The organism is Lysinibacillus sp. FJAT-14222 (genome assembly GCF_001278875.1).
Lineage (GTDB): Bacteria > Bacillota > Bacilli > Bacillales_A > Planococcaceae > Lysinibacillus > Lysinibacillus agricola.
In genome coordinates this window covers 1-21537 of record NZ_LIYL01000031.1, presented here as the reverse complement: position 1 = coordinate 21537, position 21537 = coordinate 1, and the positions used below count along the sequence as shown (strand labels likewise).

The 21537-nt window shown below is 35.6% G+C and carries 15 protein-coding genes and 4 pseudogenes; 16 read left to right on the top strand and 3 right to left on the bottom strand.

All coding sequences use genetic code 11. The features are described from left to right. Nucleotides 1–35: 35 nt before the first annotated feature. The 9 genes and pseudogenes from AN161_RS14285 (at nucleotide 36) to AN161_RS14245 (ending at nucleotide 10184) form a co-directional block, all read left to right on the top strand. Complete coding sequence (locus AN161_RS14285) at nucleotides 36–341, top strand: DUF3311 domain-containing protein (RefSeq protein WP_347230950.1); 306 nt, start codon at nucleotides 36–38, stop codon at nucleotides 339–341. After that, on the top strand, nucleotides 338–1819 hold the full coding sequence (locus AN161_RS14280; protein ID WP_053595033.1) for a sodium:solute symporter family protein: 1482 nt from the start codon (nucleotides 338–340) through the stop codon (nucleotides 1817–1819). The genes AN161_RS14285 and AN161_RS14280 overlap by 4 nt, the downstream gene beginning before the upstream one ends. A 77-nt stretch (nucleotides 1820–1896) precedes the next feature. Further along, nucleotides 1897–3603: a thiamine pyrophosphate-binding protein gene (locus AN161_RS14275; RefSeq protein ID WP_053595032.1), complete on the top strand. Its 1707-nt coding sequence runs from the start codon at nucleotides 1897–1899 to the stop codon at nucleotides 3601–3603. A gap of 74 nt (nucleotides 3604–3677) precedes the next feature. Further along, nucleotides 3678–4004: an aldehyde dehydrogenase family protein gene (locus AN161_RS14270; protein ID WP_241774565.1), complete on the top strand. Its 327-nt coding sequence runs from the start codon at nucleotides 3678–3680 to the stop codon at nucleotides 4002–4004. Between the two features lie 325 nt (nucleotides 4005–4329). After that, nucleotides 4330–5505: a Glu/Leu/Phe/Val dehydrogenase dimerization domain-containing protein gene (locus tag AN161_RS14265; protein ID WP_053595030.1), complete on the top strand. Its 1176-nt coding sequence runs from the start codon at nucleotides 4330–4332 to the stop codon at nucleotides 5503–5505. Between the two features lie 87 nt (nucleotides 5506–5592). Continuing rightward, a complete protein-coding gene (locus AN161_RS14260; RefSeq protein ID WP_053595029.1) occupies nucleotides 5593–7017 on the top strand; it encodes an amino acid permease in 1425 nt (474 codons plus the stop codon). A 387-nt stretch (nucleotides 7018–7404) separates the two neighbouring features. Further along, nucleotides 7405–8523 (top strand): annotated as a pseudogene (locus AN161_RS14255) (dipeptide epimerase). Nucleotides 8524–8580: 57 nt separating this feature from the next. After that, nucleotides 8581–9716: pseudogene (locus tag AN161_RS14250) on the top strand (amidohydrolase). A gap of 27 nt (nucleotides 9717–9743) precedes the next feature. Continuing rightward, nucleotides 9744–10184: a GNAT family N-acetyltransferase gene (locus AN161_RS14245; RefSeq protein WP_053595028.1), complete on the top strand. Its 441-nt coding sequence runs from the start codon at nucleotides 9744–9746 to the stop codon at nucleotides 10182–10184. Between the two features lie 95 nt (nucleotides 10185–10279). Here the strand turns inward: AN161_RS14245 and AN161_RS27585 are convergent, their stop codons facing one another. Continuing rightward, nucleotides 10280–10579 carry a tyrosine-type recombinase/integrase gene (locus AN161_RS27585; RefSeq protein ID WP_075807255.1) on the bottom strand — a complete coding sequence of 100 codons (300 nt, stop codon included), beginning with the start codon at nucleotides 10577–10579 and terminating at the stop codon, nucleotides 10280–10282. Between AN161_RS27585 and AN161_RS14240 the strand changes: the two are divergent. Next, nucleotides 10553–10927, top strand: a pseudogene (locus tag AN161_RS14240) (TnsA endonuclease C-terminal domain-containing protein); the annotation flags it as partial. The gene AN161_RS27585 and the pseudogene AN161_RS14240 overlap by 27 nt on opposite strands. Before the next feature lie 561 nt (nucleotides 10928–11488). On the opposite strand, the gene AN161_RS14235 reads toward AN161_RS14240, so the two are convergent. Then, complete coding sequence (locus AN161_RS14235; RefSeq protein WP_053595027.1) at nucleotides 11489–12940, bottom strand: PLP-dependent aminotransferase family protein; 1452 nt, start codon at nucleotides 12938–12940, stop codon at nucleotides 11489–11491. 140 nt (nucleotides 12941–13080) lie between these two features. Between AN161_RS14235 and AN161_RS14230 the strand changes: the two genes are divergently transcribed. The 4 genes from AN161_RS14230 to AN161_RS14215 all read left to right on the top strand — a co-directional run bounded on the left by AN161_RS14230 (nucleotide 13081) and on the right by AN161_RS14215 (nucleotide 17116). After that, nucleotides 13081–14127: an ornithine cyclodeaminase family protein gene (locus tag AN161_RS14230; RefSeq protein ID WP_053595026.1), complete on the top strand. Its 1047-nt coding sequence runs from the start codon at nucleotides 13081–13083 to the stop codon at nucleotides 14125–14127. 30 nt (nucleotides 14128–14157) lie between these two features. After that, on the top strand, nucleotides 14158–15027 hold the full coding sequence (locus AN161_RS14225; RefSeq protein WP_053595025.1) for a PhzF family phenazine biosynthesis protein: 870 nt from the start codon (nucleotides 14158–14160) through the stop codon (nucleotides 15025–15027). A gap of 90 nt (nucleotides 15028–15117) precedes the next feature. Beyond that, nucleotides 15118–15999: an aminoglycoside phosphotransferase family protein gene (locus tag AN161_RS14220; protein ID WP_053595024.1), complete on the top strand. Its 882-nt coding sequence runs from the start codon at nucleotides 15118–15120 to the stop codon at nucleotides 15997–15999. Nucleotides 16000–16801: 802 nt separating this feature from the next. Then, on the top strand, nucleotides 16802–17116 hold the full coding sequence (locus tag AN161_RS14215; protein ID WP_347230949.1) for an ArsR family transcriptional regulator: 315 nt from the start codon (nucleotides 16802–16804) through the stop codon (nucleotides 17114–17116). Here the strand turns inward: AN161_RS14215 and AN161_RS14210 are convergent. After that, nucleotides 17087–17797: pseudogene (locus AN161_RS14210) on the bottom strand (4-hydroxyphenylacetate 3-hydroxylase N-terminal domain-containing protein); the annotation flags it as partial. The gene AN161_RS14215 and the pseudogene AN161_RS14210 overlap by 30 nt on opposite strands. A 363-nt stretch (nucleotides 17798–18160) precedes the next feature. Here AN161_RS14210 and AN161_RS14205 point away from each other — a divergent pair. Continuing rightward, complete coding sequence (locus AN161_RS14205; protein WP_053595022.1) at nucleotides 18161–18727, top strand: TetR/AcrR family transcriptional regulator; 567 nt, start codon at nucleotides 18161–18163, stop codon at nucleotides 18725–18727. Between the two features lie 57 nt (nucleotides 18728–18784). Continuing rightward, nucleotides 18785–20641, top strand: coding sequence for an alpha/beta fold hydrolase (locus AN161_RS14200; RefSeq protein WP_053595021.1), 1857 nt, complete (start codon nucleotides 18785–18787; stop codon nucleotides 20639–20641). The last annotated feature ends 896 nt before the right edge of the window (nucleotides 20642–21537 follow it).

Sequence of the window (21537 nt, the reverse complement as noted above, 5' to 3'; positions counted from 1 at the left end):
ATTAGCTAATTGGAGAGATAGAAATAATCAAACCAATGAGAACTAAAGGTTTTTGTAAGCGTTCACACTGGAGAAGATGGAAATATGGTAATGAGCCAAAATCTTTCGTCGAAAATTGGAATAAGGAGGAAAGGAGAATGAAAAGAAGAATATGGTTATACTTTTTCAGTTTAATTCCTGCTATTGGGAGTTTGACTGTAATAAATAAGATAGAACCGTACGTTCTTGGCTTGCCTTTCGTTTTGTTTTGGCTGTTATTGTGGGTCATCTTAACTTCATTTTTCTTATACATCGTTAACATTTTAGATCCTGCTAACCATGAAGGAGAAGAGGACATTTGAATATATCACTTTTTATTACATTTGCAATTTTGATATTCGCTTGTTATTTAGGTGTTAGCGCAAGGAAAGGTAAAGAAATGAATATGGAGCAATGGGCTGTTGGGGGACGAAGCTTTGGCTCATTAACTATATTCTTTATCTTAGCGGGAGAAATGTTTACCACATTCACTTTCCTAGGCGCAAGTGGGATGGCTTATGGTGTTGGGATGCCTGCAGTATATGCATTTAACTGTTTCTATTTTATTGTTGCATATTGGATGTTACCACCGATTTGGAAGTATGCAAAGAAACATAATGTTATGTCGCAAGCAGATTTTTATGAGAAAAAATATAAGAGTGTAGGTCTTGGAGTTGTTGTTGCGATTATTGGTGTGATTGCATCTGTATCCTATTTAGTAATGCAATTTGTTGGTTTAGGAATTATTGTTTCGGCATCATCGTATGGGTCGATTTCATCAGGACTTGCTGTTGTGCTTAGTGGTTTATTAGTCACCGTATATGTAACAATTTCAGGGATGCACGGATCTGCCTGGACAGCGATATTCAAAGATATTTTAATTCTTGGAGTTATCATATTTATGGGCGTTTATTTTCCATTCCACTACTATGGTGGATTCAAACCGATGTTCCAAGCGATTGAGAGCGCACATCCAGAAATGCTCTTGTTTCCGGCTGAAGGATTGAGTATTACATGGTTTGTTACAACGTCGATTATGATAGCGTTAGCATTTTATCTTTTTCCACATATGCAAACGGGTGTTTTCTCTTCCAAAAGCGCGAAGGCCCTTCGTTGGAATGCTGCAAGTATGCCTATATATCAACTTATTATCGTATTTTCTGTTTTTATTGGGTTTGCTGCGGTTTTACAAGTGCCGGGTTTAAACGACGCAGACATGTCTATATTTAAGCTTGCACAGGGTGCATTTCCACCTTGGTTTGTCGGATTAGTTGGAGGGGCAGGAGCACTGGCGGCACTTGTTCCAAGCTCAATTGTATTACTGTCATCCGCTACACTTTTATCGAAAAACATTTTTAAAGTGTGGAGACCTAAAACAACCGACCAGCAACTTGGAAGATTAAGTCGTCTATTGGTACCAATCTTAGTCGTCATTGCTATATTTTTCGCTTTGAATGAATCGAAGTTGATTGGTTTAATTTACATTATGGTCTACAGCATTATTGTCCAGCTGTTCCCAGCACTTTTCTTTAGTCTTCTGAAAAAGAATCCGATTACCAAAATAGGTGCTTTCGCAGGGATGATTGTTGGAGTCATTCTAGTTATTTATTCGACAGTAACCGATACTACATTGGCGACGTTATATCCAAATCTTCCAAGTATGATCAAAGACTTTGATACGGGGCTATTAATAATGATGATAAACTTTGTTGTCACATATGTAGTTGGCGTTAATACAGAGAAGAATTTTAATAAAGTAACAGATGGTAGTTTAGAAAAATATCAACAAGTTAAAGGCTAATTAAAATTGACATTCGCAATTAACTTGCAACTTGCCATATCAATAATAAAAAAATATGTATTACTGGGAGGAACACAATGAAGAAACTATTAGAGAAAGTAGCTGTAGAGAAAAGCAAAAACTACCAAGAATACACTGTAGCCGATGCAATTGTAGAAGAATTAGTTGACGCTGGCGTTGAAGTTATATTTGGGATTGTGAGTATTCATAATATGCCGATTTATGATGCGATACTCAGAGACGGGAAAATCCGTATGGCGACATCGCGTGGTGAAAGCGGAGCTGTCAATATGGCAGATGCTTATTCGCGCGCAACTGGAAAACTAGGAGTTGTATTAACAAGCACGGGTGCTGGAGCTGGAAATGGTGCTGGTTCACTAACAGAAACTTGGAACTCTGGTACACCTCTTCTTCACATTACAGGCGAAGCGGATTCAAACTATATTGGAACGGATCAACGTTATATCCATGAATGTAAAGATCAATTGAAAATGATGGAAGGTGTGAATAAATCTGCTTTTTTATTGAAACGTCCAAAACTAATTAAACCATTCATGAGAAAAGCAATTAAAGATGCAGTAACTGTTCCGACTGGGCCAGTCACTGTCCAAATTCCCACGAATTTTCAGGCAATGATCATTCCAGAAAATAATCTAGTTAATGTAGAAAATGTTAAAGATCTAGAAGTACAAGTTACATTACCGGAAGGAATCATTGGAAAAATCGCTGCAGCAAAACGCCCAGTGATTTGGGTGGGAGATGGAATTATTCACGCGGGTGCATCAGAAGAATTAGTAACGCTAGTGAATAAAATTCAAGCAGGTGTCATTACAAGTGAGTCAGGTAAAGGTGCTATTCCTGAAGATCACCCACTATGTATTGGAAACTTTGCATGGTTCCCACGTGTTGAGGAGCATGTAAGCAAAGCAGACTTACTTATTAGTGTTGGCGTTCGTTTCCGTGGCACTGAAACAAATGGTTGGTCTACACCTGTTCCGGAAAATCATATTAATATTGACTTGAATCCAGAAGCATTCAACCGTAACTTTGATACACAAGATTTTTTAATTGGTGATGCAAAAGTTGTATTAGCCGCAATTAATAAAGGTTTAGCGGATGTAGAAATCACTCCAGATCTAATTTATATAGAAGAGATTAAAGAAGTTCGTGAAGGAGTTCGTGAAGAACTACGAAGCACAATCAAGCCTTACGGTGAAATTGCCGAAATTTTGAACGAGCAATTGCCACATGACACAATTTTAGTAACAGATGTTACAATTCCTGGCTATACTTGGGCGAATAAATTAGTTGATGTACATGAACCAAGAAATTACCTCTACATGACAGGCGGAGGAATTGGTCAAGGTTTACCAATGGCGATCGGTGCTAAAGTAGGTCAACCAGACAAACCAGTAGTACTTGTAGCTGGCGATGGCGGGTTTATGGTAAATGCTGGTGAGATGATTACAGCTGTACATGAAGATGCGCCAATAATTGTTCTGTTATTTGATGATGGAGGTTACGGTATTTTGAAGTATTATCAAGAGGCTGCTTATGGCAGAAAAACTGCTGTTGATTTGAAAAACCCAGACTTTGTTATGATGGCAAAATCTATGGGGTATGAAGCGGAAAAAGTAACTTCTGTGGAAGAGTTTGAAAAGGGATTAGCGAATGCTTTAGCTAGCAAAAAATCTTACATGGTTGTTGTTGATGTTGAGGCAGTTGGAATTCTTAATTATAAAGATTCCAATGAATATATCCGCACTTTCCGTCCGCACAAATAAGCAAACAAAATGATGGGCATAAAGAGATCGTTTTCTATAAATGGCTGTCTCCTTTGCAAAGAATTGAACACTATGTGACCAAAAGTAATGAGATAATCAAGGGGGATCCCAAATTACGCAGCGATATAAACTCTATTCGTCTTGCAAACGACAATGATTATGGTTTAGCTGGTGCGGTCTTCTCTAGCAACAGTAATAAAGTATTACGTGTCATTCAGAAAGTTCGTTCAGGAATTACATGGATGAATGCTTATCACCTCACAAACATTCAGGCACCATGGGGCGGCTATAAACAAAGTGAAATAGGTCGTAGTATTTACACATATGGACTGGATGAGTACCAAGAAACAAAACAAATTAATATGAATTTAATCCCACAACCACTCCATTGGTTTGAGTGATACAAAGACAATATTAGCAAATTGGAGGGGAGAAATAATCAAACCAACGAATTTTCTATTTATGATTCCCTTTGATTCATCGATAGAAAGTAGTTAAATATACACCAGAAATAACTCTATGGAATTGTAAAAAATAAAAACTAGTGAGTTTATTTGTATTGTCGATACAAAAGCTACGCCGGGGTTATCGACAATAGGACATCTTGGACGTTGGAAATCGTCCGCCAAAGCGTGATTTTGAAAGTTCCGAAGCTCTATTTATTGTGGAAATTAACTTTGTTAAAATGCAGAATCTATTCTATATTTCGACTTAGGAGGAGTATATATGTCTACAAAACCATATTTAATTGTTGAATGGAACGACACGGAAACAGATGCAAAAGGATGGATGGTTGTACACAACTTTGTAAAGGGTTACACAGGTGGCGGTACAAGAATGCACCCATCCGTTACAAGAGAGGAAGTTGAGCGTCTTGCAGAAGCGATGGCGTATAAATATGTAGCAAGTGAATCAGAAACTACTGGAGGTTGTAAAGGTGGTATTGCCTATGATTATAAAGCTCCAGATGCTTTTGAAGTATTAAGGAGATATATAATTGCTATGCTACCGTATATTGACAACGGAGTTTCTTTAGGAAGTGACCTTGGTACGAAATATAATGATGTACTGAAAATCTTCCGTGAATTTGGGATTGAAATTCCTCTTACCCAATCTATGAAAAGTGATCCAGCTGTTTTAAAAGGGATAAAAGATTATGATGATTTATTACTTCAAAAAATCGATGGATTGTATATGAATGATGTAGTAACAGGTTATGGCGTTGCATTCTCTGCTGACGAAGCTTGGAAATATAAAGATGGTGGAGAAGGTGCAAGAGTTATTATTCAAGGATTCGGCTGCGTTGGTGCAAGTTGTGCGTTAAAACTTTCTCAACTAGGGTATAAAGTTGTAGGAATTTCTGATGCGAATCTATTTGTCGCTAGCGAAGATGGATTAGATGTTCAAAAGTTAATTGATCATAAGAACGAGTTCGGTGAAATGGATCAAAATTATTTTGAAAATGACTATGTAGTACGTCCAAACTCAGAATGGCTTGATGTAGATTGTGATATTTTAATTCCATGTGCGCTAGAAGATGTTATTAATAAATCTAATGCTAATCAAGTAAAAGCAAGCCTAGTTGTTGAAGCAGCAAACATCCCGATTTCTGCTGAAGGAGACGAAATCATCAAGGAGAAAGCTATTGATATTGTAATTGATTTCGTAGCAAACCTTGGTGCAATTAGATCTTACGATGCTGTTATTTTTGGATTAGTAGAACCAAATCCACAAGCAGTAATTGATGATATTGAAAAGCTTTGCCGTAAAAATGTTCGCACTCTCTTTACGGAAGCTAAAAAGCAAAGCAGATATCAAAGAGATGTTGCATATGAAATTTTTAAACCGGCGAAAAGTGATTCAATGGAATATGTTTCACCAAATCTAACAGTAGTATATTAAATTTGATAGACAGGAGATGCAAAACGCATCTTCCGTCCGTTTTCATTGTAGTGCTATGAGTTAAATTGACTGAAAAGGGTGAATATTATGGAAAATGAGTTTGATAGCCGGCCGAAAGAATTACAACGCTCGATGAAAAGTAGACACTTATTTATGATCTCCGTCGGCGGAGTTATGGGTACTGGTTTCTTCCTAGGTTCAGGTTATGCTATTGGAGAAGCCGGTCCATTTGGAGCTATTGCAGCTTACTTATTTGGTGGACTTATTATGTATCTTGTTATGGTTTGCCTTGGTGAGTTGTCAGTAATTATGCCAGTGTCTGGTTCGTTCCAAGCCCATGCGGAAAAATTTATTGGACCGGCCACTGGATTTATGATTGGTTGGATATATTGGCTCAGCTGGGCGATATATTTAGGTTTGGAGTTCGTAGCAGCTGGACTATTGATGGCTAGATGGTTCCCAGATGTTCCAATATGGATTTGGTGTCTTGTCTTCTCGACATTATTGTTCGGAATTAACGCATTAACAACTAGGGCATTTGCTGAAATGGAGTATTGGTTTACAGCGATTAAAGTACTTGCAGTAATCGCATTTATTATAATCGGTGGAGCCGCTATTTTTGGTATTGTACCAATTCAAGGTCAAGAAGCTCCATTCTTCTCAAACTTTACAAGTTCTGGTTTAATGCCTACTGGATTTATCGGGATATTTGTTTCAATGATGACAGTTGTATACGCTTTCATGGGGTCGGAAATTGTTGGAGTAGCAGCTGGAGAAACCGAAAACCCGGAGAGAAATATCCCAGTAGCGATTCGCACAATCATTATACGTATTTTAGTTTTCTATGTACTTGCAAACTTTGTATTATCTGCAATTGTTCCTTGGAAAGAAGCGGGAATTCTTGAGAGTCCGTTCGTCACAGTGTTTGATATGGTAGGTATTCCATATGCAGCTGATATTATGAACTTTGTTATTTTAACAGCAATTCTTTCAGTAGGTAACACGGGTATGTTTGCTTGTGCAAGAATTTTGTTCTCTTTATCACAGAGTGGTCAAGCTCCACTGATGTTTGGAAAAGTGAACAAGCGTGGAGTACCAATAAATGCTCTTACTTTTACATTAATCTTTGCTTACGTATCTCTATTGACAAGTGTTATGGCTGAAGAAACATTATTCGTATTATTATTAGCGATTAGTGGTGTCGGTGGAATTGTCACTTGGATGGTGATTGCTTATTCGCAATTCAGATTCCGAAGGCAATATGTCGCTAGTGGCGGTAAAGTTGAAGATTTAAAATATCGCGTCCCACTTTTTCCGTTAATTCCAATTGTATGTATAACTTTGTGTTTGGTTTTAGTAGTCATGACAGCATTTGATCCTACGCAACGTATTTCGTTATTTATTGGATTTGGTTTTATAGCACTTTGCTATATCTTCTATCACTTTAAATTTACACGAAAAAAAGAAGTGCCAGTTTCATTAGCTGAAGATGGTGGTGATTTAGCAAGATAATTCATTTTTTCTTCATTCAGCGAAGCAAGAAGTGATTGCTAAAGTTCCAAAAGCGACTGCAATCGTACTGACAATAAGTCAATTTCATAATTGAACAATCAACATTAAAATCCGAACAAGGTTGATTTCCGCTCCAGGCGAAAGCTTTCCGTGGGCACGGCTTCAATCTCCTCGTCACTGCGGGAACAGCGCGGCTTTCAGCTCGCGCTGTTCCCGCAGGAGTCGCCGCCTTACGCTCCAATCAACGAGAGTATTACACTATAGTGACGAACAATGAATTAATTCAATATACGAATCTCTCGTTTTTATAACTAGAATAAGTAATTATGAAATTGATTCAAATGAAAAAAGTTATAAATAACGAATTAAAAGGATGAGAATAGAACGATGAAGGTTAAACAAGTAGATTTATTTGCAATTGAATTGCAGCTGAATAATCCGTTTGTAGTTAGTTATGGCGGATATAATAGTATTCAATCTATCATTGTTAAAATTACAACTGATAATGGATTTGTTGGTTATGGTGAGGCAGTACCTGATAGTTATGTAACTGGGGAAACATTAGAAAGTACGTATAATATTCTAGCTCATACGTTAGCGCCCATTATTATTGATGAGAATCCCCTTAATATTGAGTAGATTCACGACCTTATGGACGAGACAATTTTTGGTGTTTCAACCGCAAAAGCTGCAATTGATATTGCTTGTTATGATGTGGCAGGAAAAAGTGCAGGTTTACCAGTGTATATGTTAATTGGTGGTCGTTATCGTGAAAGTATGCCAATTACCCATGTTTTAAGTATTGATACACCAGAAAATATGGCGGATGAGGCTGCACAATGTGTAGAAGCTGGATATCGTTCTTTAAAGTTAAAAGTTGGTACAGAGCCATTAGAAGATGTTAAAAAAATCAAAGCAGTTCGTGAGCGAGTTGCGGAAGACATTGCCATTCGAGTTGATGTGAATCAAGGTTGGAAAAATAGTGCGACAGCCCTACAAATCCTTGATAAATTAGCAGGTCTCTCTATCGATTGGATTGAGCAACCTGTAACAGCAATTGATAGCGATGGAATGGTTGAAATTAAAAGCAAATCGACTATACCAATGATGATAGATGAAGGTCTGCATAGTAGTGTAGAGATGCGCCAAATCATTTCGAAGCGAGCAGCTGATAAAGTGAATATCAAATTAATGAAATGTGGTGGTATATATCCTGCAGTAAAATTAGCTCATATGGCAGAAATGGCAGGAATCGAATGTCAAATTGGATCAATGGTAGAGTCATCAATTGGATCTGCAGCAGGATTTCATGTTGCATTTTCAAAGAAGATCATAACAAGTGCCGAACTAACAGGACCATTAAAATTTGAAAAAGATGTTGGTAATTTACAATACGACATTCCGATTATTAAGCTTAATGAACGACCTGGATTAGGCATTGATGTAAATGAAGATATTTTACAAGAGCTAACAGTATATTCTGAAAGCATTAGAAGAAAAAGTTAATTTAGACATTCATCTACTTAAATAAATGTATATTATTGATTAATTAAGGAGCTAATAATGAGGAATTTAAACCCAATCGATTTTATTAGTGACAATCAAGGAGATATTATCCAGACATATCGTGACTTACACGCTCTTGCAGAACCTAGTTGGGGAGAAAAGGAAACTTCAGCTTATTTGATTGCAAAGCTTCAAGCGGCTGGATTTACTGTACAAACTTTTTCAGGACATTACGGATTCATTGCAGAAATTGAAGGTAAAACAAGTAATGTTGTTGGACTAAGGGCAGATATGGACGCTCTTGTTCAAGAAGTTGATCATGTTGTTCGTGCAAACCATTCTTGCGGACATGATGCTCACAGCACAATGGTGTTACATACAGCGTTAGCATTAAAACAAGCTGGGATTCGTCCAGAAAAAACGATTCGATTCATTTTTCAACCAGCCGAGGAAACTGGAGAAGGTGCTAAGCGGTTTATAGAAGCTGGGATTTTGAATGATATTGAGATGTTATTTGGCATCCATTTACGTCCAACTGTCGAAGTTCCTTATGGAAAAGCTGCTCCAGCTATTGTCCATGGTGCCTCTGTAACTACGGTTGGTGTTATTTATGGCTTGCAGGCGCATGCAGCACGTCCAGAGAATGGAAGTAATGTGATTGAGGCTGCGTCTTTATTAATCCAAGTGTTGCAAGGGATTAGACTTCAAGTATGTTGTTCTTTTTCTGTTAAAATGACACAGCTTCATTCAGGGGAAAGTGCAAATACTATTCCAGGAAAAGCTTCATTTACGTTAGATTTACATGCTCAATCAAATGAAGGTATGGCTGAGTTGCAAGAGAAAACAGCGAAAGTTCTTGAATCAGTAGGGAATTTAACGAATACTCAAATTAATTATGAATTTCAAGGGTTTGTACCCGCAGCTGCACTCAATGAGAAGATGATTGAAATAGCAAAAAATCCATTGCGGATATATGTGGACCTGAACATCTCGTAGAACCTTGTATTACACGTGGAGGAGAGGATTTCCACTTCTATACAATGAAGCATCCGCATATTGCTGCAACGATGATTGGATTAGGGTGTGGTTTAGAGCCAGGCTTACATCATCCACAAATGTCTTTTCAAATTGATGCACTCAATTACGGTACAAAAATTTTAACAGTATGTTTATTAAATGCTGCAAAAATATAAATTGAAAAGAGAAAGGAAAACTAGTATATGGGTCAGTTCGAAAACCTTTCATTTACAATCCGCCCTATCCATGATGTGAAGGAGTTTTTTGAGGTAAGTGAATTAGAAAAAATCATTTGGGAATCAGATGATCCGGTTCCCGTTGCCCATGCAGTTACATCGGTAGATAATGGTGGAATGATAATTGGAGCATTTTTAGACGATAAAATTATTGGATTTCAATATAGCTTTGCTGGCTTTAATGGAATCAATACTTATTTATGTTCCTATTTACTTGGGGTTCATCCAGAATATCGCATCAGTGGAATTGGTGAACAATTAAAACTTGCTCAGTGTAAAGAAGCTTTAAAAATTGGTTATGATTTAGTTACTTGGACGTATGATCCATTAGAAACAGTGAATGCCAATTTAAATATTAAAAAGCTTGGGGGAGTTTGCTCTACTTATATTGAGAACTATTATGGATAAATGGAAGATAATCTCAATTCTGGTATTCCGTCTGATCGCTTTTATGTTGACTGGTGGATTCAAAGTGATCACGTAAAAGATAAAGTTGATAGAGTTTATTGAAGTGTTCGTAAATCAACGTTTTCTTTATTTTGCTGTAACATCAATGTTGCAAAAGTATGCCGTATGTGATGTAGCGTGAAGCGGGTAGGTGGGAGGCCTGCTTTTTTCAACATATCTTTAAAAATGACATGCAAACCCCGCGAATCTAATGCTTTACGATTTTTATTTAGGAAAACAGGTTCAGATGGATAAATTTGATATGTTCTTAAAGAAGCTTTATAGGATGCCAGAAGCGGAATTAAGTGGGGATGAAGGGGCAATATCCTTTTGAGATTGAACGTGAGTATTGGCATCGAAAAGAAATTGTTTGGGGCATTGTAACAGAAGAAGAAATACCTAAAACAATGGCAAGAAACATCAGTTATATCCACGATTATTATGACATTCGAGATTATGATGTGTTTCGTGAAATTAATGTACAGTATATTGAAGATTTATCGATTTCTTTAATGCAAAGACTATTAGGCACTAATGAAAGCATCCGTAAAATCACAAATGAATTTGATAGAGACACGCATTTACCTTTTGGAAGTGCTGTAACGTTGTTTTATCATTTATTATCTCGGAAAATCATCATCATAGATATGATTGAACCTTTAAATTTGGAAAAGCCAATCACCATCAATGGGAACAAATTTTAACATAACATTTATGCAGTATTTATTACTTGGCACATGAATTAAAAAATTGTCATACTATTAATAGTCGTGTGACTAAAAAGATAGGATAATTATTGACTTCTTAGGATTTTTACATGATATATTATTTTTAATTAAATTTGTTTAGGAGTAACTACGGTGAAACGTACAATTAATGATAGAGGTCTTTTATATATTTATTCTGACAGCCCATGTGGAGTACATAGTATTGATAGAGAAGAAATAGTCTCATATTAAAGGCTTAGGAGGTTTTTGAGTAAAAATTGAAGTGTGTTATGTGTTCCCTCAGACTAATTATTTTGGGGGAAGTTTGCTTTAGGGGGCCGAACAAAAACGCAGAACTATGGATATTTGTGTTAAAGTTCGGGTTCTGCGCATAGGTTATTTGAGTTATAAGACAATTGGTTTTTTAGAAAATTAGATAGATTAATGATTCAAAACTTCAGGAACTAGAGGAGTTGATGATGCTTTCGAATCTCATACAGTGGTTATTCAATACTCATTTTTATAATTATCTGCCATATTTAAATCTCTATATGAAACTTAAAAAATTTGTTCTGCTACCAATTCTGAAAGAGTTTTAATTCCATAGTCAATTTCATTTAAGGATGCATAAGAATAAGAAATTCTTAAATATTGATCAGAGTGAAACTCATACAAATCTCCAGGGTGAACAAGTATTTTCCGACTTAAGGCTTTAGTAAAAAGCTGGTACATGGATATACCTTCATTTAACTTAAGCCAGATGAAATATCCACCCCTAGGGATATTCCATGTACCGATGCCGGTAAAATATTTCTTTAATGCTTCAAGAGCAACATCTCTTCGGATCTTAACATTTTTCCTCATTATATCGTTATGCTGATAATAAAGACCACTAGAGAATAGTTCTGTGGTTACATTCTGGGAGAGTGAGCTGGTTCCATAATCAGTTTGCATTTTTATATCTGCCAATCTTTCAATGACTTTTTCTGATCCAACAATCCATCCAATCCTGAGACCAGGACTTAAATTCTTCGATATTCCACCAATATATAATACAAGTCCATTGTTATCAAATGCCTTTATTGGCTGTGGAGGTTGTTCATCAAACCAAAGCTCCCTATATACATCATCCTCGATAATAGGCAAACGTTCCCTATCACACGCATCAACAAGCGTTTTTCTTCTTTCTAGTGACATGACACTCCCGGTAGGATTTTGAAAAGTAGGTATTGTAAAAAGCATTGCTCCTTTTCTCCGCCTATGTCGATCAACCAATTCTTTTATTTCTATACCTTCTTCATCCAGCTTAATTCCCGAAGGCTGCATTCCGAACGATTGAAAGGTTCTAAGAGAATATAGGTAGGATGGCTTTTCAACATATACTACTGAGTTCGTGTGCAAAAGGCCAAGGGAAATAAGCTGCAGTGCCTGCAAAACACCAGAGGTAATCAAAACAGAGGATGGATCAGCTTCTATTCCTATTGTTTTAAGGTATGTGCATACCTCTCTTCTTAGATGGATGTTTCCTTTTGGTTCTTCATAACCCAGCGATGCCATAGACTTAGACAGTTTTTTTAGTACGCCCTGAATCATTTTGTTAGGTATTAATTCAGGGGAAGGTTCGCAGGACCCCATTCGGATGATATCAGGTTGGAATTCAGCCTGATTGATCTGCTGCATTATATTTTGATTTGTTTGATGTAATCCCGAAGATATATAGGGAAGCCAATTATGTGAATGATTAATGGACATTAATGTCCATGTATTGTTTATTACTTTTGTACCTCCACCAGCATTACCGCTAATAAGGCCTTCAGCTGCCAGCTCTTCAAGGGCAGATACTACGGTACTTCTGTTTACACAGAAAATTTCAGAAAGTGTCCGCTGACTTGGCAATTTGAAACCAACTGGCCATTCTCCAGTTGCTATTTTATCTTTTATGAAGTTAACAATCTGTATATTCAATCGATAAGGACTATTTCTATCAGGTCTCCAGTTGATATCCAACATAAAATTCCTCCAAAATCATAGTACTTTTACAATATCATTTGGTTGGTTAAATAACAACCAAGAATGGTTGGAGACTTTTTTTTGTTGTTCAAATACAATTACATTAACAGATATTAAAGTTTTAAAGGAGAATGATAACTATGGTACCAATAAGAATTCTAAGTGATAATGATGTTAAGAACATTCTTGATATCAAGAATACAGTAGCATGTGTAGAAAAAGCCTATGCGCTTAAAGCCAACAATCAGGTGAGACTATTCCCCATGGTATCTGAGGTGATTTTTGAGGGTAGGGCAGAAATGGATATTAAATCAGGGATGCTTAATGAAGAAGATGTGTTTGGATTAAAACTCGTTTCATGGTTTGGTGATAATAAAAATCAAGGGCTTCCAGCTATAACTGGGCTGACTATGTTATTTGATTTGAAGAATGGGTTTCCTAAGGCAATGATCAACGCAAGTTATTTGACAGGAATGCGTACTGGAGCAGCAGGTTCAATAGGCGTGAAACACCTGTCAAAACAAGATTCAAAAACACTAATGATTGTAGGTACAGGAGTTCAGGCGATTTTTCAAATAGCAGCCACTCTATCTCAAGTTCAGACAATCAACAAGGTATATATATATGACCCCGTAAAATATGAAAATGCATCAAAATTCCAGTATTCAATAAAGACGGAACTAGATAAAATCATAAATGATATCAACGATACTTATAATAAGAGCTGGAAACAAAGAATTGAGTCAGTTCAGTTTGTAGCTGTAGAAACTCCAGTGAAAGCTTTGGAAGAAACCGATGCAGTAATTACGATAACGCCTTCGCGAAAACCACTGATTTTTAAGGAGTGGATTAAGCCAGGCATACATTTCAGCTGTGTGGGGGCAGACATGACTGGAAAACAGGAAATAGATGAAAAGATCTTTGAGGTAGCTTCTGTATATGTAGATGATATTACACAAGCATCGACAGTCGGAGAAACACAAAGTGCTATAAGGGCTGGTATATTAGGCAAAAACAATTTGACTGAAATCGGACAATTCATACTTGGAAATGCGAAAGGACGTACAAGTGATGAAGAAATTACGATTTTTGATAGTACTGGCATAGCATTGCAGGATCTTGCAGTTTCAAAATATATTGTATCAAAAGCAGAAGAAATGAATGTTGGGACAATCGTGCAAATATAAAATCGATATACAATTTGGAGGGATCATATTATGAAGTTAAAAGTTTATACATTAAATTCATTTGCAAAATCCATTGAGGGAGGGAACCCTGCTGGAGTGGTACTTAGCGCTGATTATCTATCAGATGAGGACATGAAAAAAATAGCAGGTATCATCGGTTTTAGTGAGACTGCTTTTGTCATGAAGTCAGACCTTGCTGACTTCAAGGTTAGATTCTTTACACCTAATGAAGAGGTTGATCTTTGTGGCCATGCAACGATAGCAGCGTTCTATACACTTTCAAGCCAAGGATATATTAAACCAGGAAAATATTCTCAAGAAACAAAGGCTGGAATTTTAAATGTAGAAGTAATGGAAGACCTATCAATTATGATGGATCAAAATGCTCCAAGCTATTATGAAATAATAGACAAGGAGGAAATTGCAGATTCCTTAAATATTACTATAGATGAAATGTTAGGGGATCTACCAGTGCAAATTGTATCTACTGGCCTTAGGGATATACTTGTACCGATTAGAAACTTAGATATATTAAATTCTATAAAGCCAGATTTTGAAAAAGTAACAAATATCAGCAGTAAATATAATACCATTGGTTATCATATTTTTACCCTTGAATCACTAAAGGGTTCAAATGCTCACTGTAGAAATTTGGCACCTTTATATGGAATTCCAGAAGAATCTGCAACTGGTACATCCAATGGTGCCCTTTCATGTTATCTATATAAATATGGTAAAATCAAACCTGAACATGTTATTAATATATCTGTTGAGCAAGGTTACTCTATGAAAAAACCTTCAGAAATAGTTATAGCCTTAACCACTCAAGGGAAAGAAATTATTGAGGTAAAGGTGGGCGGAAAAGCATTGAATTTGTCTGAAACAGAGGTTGAAATATAATTGTAGAATATAAATTGAAATAATAAGATAGCCGGATTTTGTTAGAGATTGTGAAGAAGATAAACGGTACAGAAATGGGTTTTTTTTCGAATGGATATGTTGCAACAAGTAATAGATAAATTTAAGTTGAATGTGTTAGCAGTCGAGAACGTTCCTGAGTCTTTTAGTTCTACTGTATATAAAATTAAGCTAATTGATCATCGTACGGTATATATAAAAATTCCTTATTCAAAAGTAAAACTTGAACGTGAGTATACTGTACTTAAACGATTACGCAATGAGCTACCTGTACCAAAAATGTTAGACTATTGGGAAGGTAATGAGGATGTTACTGGTGCTTTATTATTATCCGAAATCTACGGTGTGCCGATTACAGAGAAGGTGGATACAGCTTTAGCTTATGATATCGGAGTACACCACGCAAGGCTGCATGCAATCATTCCAAATGAGCAGGATTTCAAAAGTTCCGTTTCCAATGTATATGGTCAATGGTCTGAGTTTATTAAGCGACAATTTTATTCCTTTGCAGAAGATGTAAAAGAAGTGATTGATCCTCGTTTATACGAACAATCATTGAAGCATTTTGAACGTCAACTGAAATTACTTCCATCTCCAGACGGACCTAGTTTTATACATATGGATTTTCGACCAGGTAATATTTTAGTTCATGAAAATCATGTAGCCGGCATCATTGATTTTGAAAGTGTCCGAATTGGCGCAACCGAAATGGACTTTACAAAAATTAATCGTGAGATTTTCATGAAATATCCTGGAACAAGGGATGCGTATCACAAAGGCTATGAGTCCATTCGTCCACTTATTGATTTACAAGAAGTTTTACCGTTTTATAGCTTTACCGATGCGTTTAATGCAATTGGTTGGTGTAAAAGAAGAGGTATCGAAAAACATCAAACTTTTTTACAGGAGAATTTAGCCTATTTAAACGTTTTTTTACGAACGAAGGATAGTTGAAAGAGAATTATCAAACGTCAATAACTGAGGATTCATTTATAAAGCTTTTTCTCATATTTCATTATTCAACAATCGGGCGCGATTGCGGAAGATACGCAGGTATAAAATGATCAAACTTTTTTATAAAAATTCAATTAAAATCTGCTGGAAGGCATCCATTTTAATCAATCTTTTTTCTAAATGGATGCTTTTTTAATTGCAGGAAATGTTGGTTTGCGAGCTGTTTTTGATCAAACTTTTTTTCAAAGCTATAAGTGGTTGAAATATAATTGTAGAATATAAATTTCTAATAAATTGAAATAATAAGATAGCCGGATTAGGTGTTATGTTACATCTAGTATGGCTGTTTTTTTCTTAATTAAATATCCTTGGTAATATGTTGGCTATTATTATAGCCAATTATATTTTTAAGCATAAATTCGGGCTACATACAAAGGCAACCCCCTATTTCAAAGGGGGGCTTAAGAGGTCTAAACCCATTATTTCTGCGTGTTAGTATCATCTTTCTATTACAACACATGAATTCTGCTTGTCTTCAGGCTTTGTGAATATGTCCTAAGGCAGGACACCTACTTCGCTTAAATTATTGTTGCTCTTCAACTAACGGGGCAGGTTAGTTCAATAGCGTTGTTTAACTTGTGTTCAACAATCGGGCCAGATTGTTTAGGAATCTTGTATATTGTTTACTTATTTTAGTGAATCCTTATGATGGTCAAGAAATTATTTATCTCCTCCATTTATTTAGGTTCAATGGTCTCGATTTTCTTTCCCAATACTGTTTCTAAGCCAATTCCATGTTAGTATGGTTTACGGGATTGAACCATTAAAAAAATATTATACAATTTGTCACGAACAGGAAGGTGGGTTTATGGATAAACAAAAACAGCTAAAAAAATTAGCTGAAGAATTTAGAGAATGTAGCAAAGCGCTTGCTGCAATCGGGGATGAAACTCGCCAATCCATCATTATTGCTTTAATCGAAGGTGAAAGTGAATCTGAAAAGGGTATACGTGTGGGTGAACTTACAAAAAAGACTAATTTATCCCGTCCAGCATTGTCCCACCATCTAAAAGTTCTAAAAGATGCAAGTTTCTATAAGAAGCTCAGCAATACCTAAGATGAACTCTGTTTTTACAATTTGTCTAGTCAATACTTGGTGCTTAGTAAAGGGATGGAAAGAGCTTTGAATTGGGAATTCTCCTGCTACTTCTGCATTGCTGTAATAAAATACCCTATTCCAAGGTACTAATACATTGTCAAAGACGACGATAGAATCCATTTCTTCGAACCGCGAGCTTAATGGATGATTAAAAGAAGATTGTCCGCCGATGAATGTTTCCCTACAAATAAACTTTAATCCTTTTGTGTTAGAAGGGATCGAAAAAGCAAAAGCTTCATCTTCATTAAATAGAAATTTACCTACGCTAAATACAAATACTTCATCTGTTAAACCACCTTGCGTAGCAAGAAGACGTGCACCTTTAATGATGATTCCTTCTTCATTTTTATCAATAACTTTTGCGGAGATTGGCTCATCCGTATTTTCAATGTAGATATAAGAACGATTCACTTGTGGGGAAATAAAGGTATGTGTAAACGACAGGTCATTTTCCCTAGCCAATTCGTAAAATGCTTGTAGATTGTTTGGAAAACATTTGTCCTTATTATTTAAAAAGGATACTGAAGAGACAAAGCTCATTAAAACTGTGTTCAAATAATCTGGGCTTCTTCCCATGATACCCCCTGAATACCTAGGCCAATGTTCAATCATCTTTCTTCTTCTTATTAAGTCCTCTTTCAGTGAATTTTAATAGAATAATAAATACCGAGGGCATTTCCGATGAAGCATTATTGCTAAGTATGAGATGGGTGTAATGGAAGTAGAATTGTATGAAGAAAATTTATATATTATTTTCCCAAGGCGAATTTGTTTTCTTTTCAAAAATATATGAACCTAGCGTTAAAACACAAGTGAAAAATTGCAAGCCATCCAAAACAGTTTTGGGGTTCAGTTCAACTTTGTTCAAAATGAGATTAATTTTTAGCAGTAAAATCAATTAAAGTATAGCTTTTTTGATCAATTTTTTTATTAAACTAACAAAAATACTTGCAACACCTATTATAGTACTGTACAGTACTAATTATGACAAAGGGAAAATTAATGAATCAAAAACGTGTGATTGAAGTAGCTGCAACATTATTTTTAGAAAAAGGGTTTGCTTATACAAGCATGGATGAATTAGTTCGTGTAAGCAAAGTTTCAAAGTCTAATGTGTATTATCACTTCTCTAATAAGGAAGAATTGTTGGAAGGGGTCGTTGATTATTGGATTGAAATGTATCAATCTGCAATTGATGGATTACTATCTCAAAACCAATTATTAGTTGAAGATCGTATCCAACTGTTTTTAAAGCAATTATCACAAGGAGTTCAGACGAGAGAATATAAGGGGAGCTGTCCATTTATTACGCTTTATATTCAAAGCCCTACAAATGCCACAAAAGTAAAAGAAAAAATAGGTCTTTTTTTTGCAGGATTACAAACGAAAGTTTCTATATTACTTAAACAAGGGGTAGAGAATGGTGAATTTAGAAAGACAATTAATATTGACGAGGTTGCATCTCTTTTTATTACAAATCTTGAAGGAGCGCTATTTATTTCAGAAACACTGAAGGATGCAACTGTAATCATGAAAACAGCAGATCATTTTTTTAACTTGCTTCGATAAAAGAAGCATTTTTTTTACATCAAATTAGTACTGAATAGTACTAAAAGGAGGATTTATATGAGAACAGTATTTTTAACTGGTGGAACAGGTTTTATTGGAAAGCAATTAGTGAAGGAATTAGCCAAAGAGCATGTTACAATTCTTCTATTAGTGAGATCGAAAAGTAAAGCAACACGCATTTATCAAGAAAGAGGCATCTTAAAAGAGGCATTTATGCACTTTATTGAAGGTGATTTGACGAAAATAGACTTAGGTCTAAGTGCTGAAGATAAGGAGTGGGTATTGAAAACGGATGTGATTATTCACGCAGGAGGCCCCATGGATATTCAAGCGACAAGCAAAGAGGCAGCTTCCGTATTTTTGAATGGTGCCCAACATATTAGTGAATTCGCTAAAAATATTCATCAATTGAAGGGATTGCAACAATTTATTCATGTTGTAGGCTATATGAGTCCCTTTGATGATAAAAATAGCAAGATTGCGATAGATGTGTTTAAAGAAGGAAACAATTTTTTGAAAATAAAAAATCCATATGAGAGAACAAAGTTTTTAGCAGATCTTTATATCCGTCAGCAGGCATCAACAGTAGGTTATCCGCTTTCAGTAATTAATCCACCAACTGTAGTTGGTAGTAGTAAAACAGGGAGTACGGAGCAAACAGGAGGCTTAGGCTTGCTTGTGATGAGTATGCGAAAAGGGCTCATGCCAGTGATTCCTGGAGGTAAGAAATATAGATTACCACTTATTGCAAACGATGAACTAGCAAAGTTTATTGTGCAGGTTTTCAGATTGGAGCAACCAACTATACAAACATATACACTTGTTGAAGATAAACAACATGATCAGAATATTTCAGAATTATTAGATGCTATGTCAGAAAGTATGAATATGACTGCACCTAAAATTTCTGCCCCATTGCCATTTATGAAAGCACTTATGAATAGTGGCGTAAGCAAAATAACCCAAATTCCTGCTGATGGGCTGAACTTTATTACAAATCGAACATTCTCAAATGGTTCAGCGAAAAAGATTATGGGAGAAGATTGGTTTAAGGAGACAAATGTAATGAAATTTTTCCCAGCCGTAATAGCTGATCTGGATTATCGCATGATGTATCAAAATGGCCAGCACAGTCATTTATTTAAACGAACATTATGTAATAATACTACCCTTTACCAATCACAAGGAGAGGGTAAACCGTTTATTTTATTACATGGTTTATTAAGTGATGGAGAGGATTTATTTCCTTTAGGAAAAGAGCTTCATGAAAAAACGGGTCGACCTGTATGGATCATGGACCTTCCAGGTTTGGGACGTTCTCCTTTTAAACGAGAGAAAAACCTTTTAAATATCTATTTGAATGTAGTGAAAAAGTTATTGGAGAAAGCTACTAATGGTGCCCATCTAATTGGCCATTCATTTGGTGCGTATATTCTTTTGGAAGCATTAGTACAAAAGTACATAGATAAGAAGTATACAATTACTTTACTTCAGCCACCTGTTGCTAAAAAAAATGCTAAATCGATAAATGTTCCTCAATTTATGAACAAATGGACATTGAAATTGGCAACTACTAATTTGATAGAGCGTTATTTATTAAGTAATGGTATATTTGAAAGTACGGAGAGCATCCCTGAACATTATATTGAAAAAATAAGTAACAGTTTTACTTCTCCTAGAATTTTAAATACTACGGTTCAGCTTAACAGTTTACTATTGAAAAACGTTCAAGGTGATTTCAATGAAGTAACAAAGTATAATCTTCGCATTATTTGGGGGGATTATGACAGAGGCTATTCTGCTCCTTCGCATCTTGGTAAGGTTGATTTTGTTCCATATGGTCATCATTTTCCTCTTAACCATCCGAGTGAAACAGCTAATTTGGTAATAAAAAATAGTAGTACTAGCAGATGAGAGTGTAGGATAAATAAAAAGTGGGTAGTAAGATCGAAGGGCACTGAAAAACTAAAGAAATTCATTTTTTATATTATAAATCTGTCTTTTGTTGGATTTAGAAACTCAAAAAAGTCGATTTGCATCACATTTTTTGTGGCAAATCGACTTTTTCAGTGCCCTCGTAAGATCGTTGTGTCTTTGAAATAAAGTCGTACTGTTTGAAAAAAAAAGATTGTCTACATGAACGCTGGATATATTTACTTAAGAATCTAACAGCTAATCAATTACAGCGTACATATCAGTATCCTGAGGTAGTAAAATGCGAATTGAACAAAGTATTGCTCTTTACGCATGGCATGTAATCACCTTGTGAAGAAATATACTTAAACTCCCATGAAAGAACGTAATAATCTTTCATAAAACAAACAGATTATTTTATGTTGCATGTAGTCGAGCCATTAAATCCCTAGTGCTGATTATTTATACAGCCGACCAGCAAAAAGTAAAAAAGTTTTTAAAGAAAATGAATTTGCAAAAGAAGATGAGATCTTGCTTCTGTAAAAACTAATGTTTAGTATCCTTTCTACAGGTAGAAGTGCAAATTGCTGATATATTACAGTCGAAAAAGTATACACCTAACCAGTTGTCGAAATTTATTTGACGACTGGTTATTTAGTATTGTTCTTCAGAATAAATTACAATGAACTTCCATGTTGTTTATTATAAGTAGTTAATCATACATATGCCACTAGTATAAAAATTAATCAAATTGAAGCTGAAAGTTATAGGTAAACTCAAATGTAATCAAAATTATGCTGTTAATTAAATTTGATATCTAAACCTAGATTATTCATCAACATATACAAAATCCCACAGAAAAACTGACCTATCAGCTTTTCTGTGGGATTCTCTTT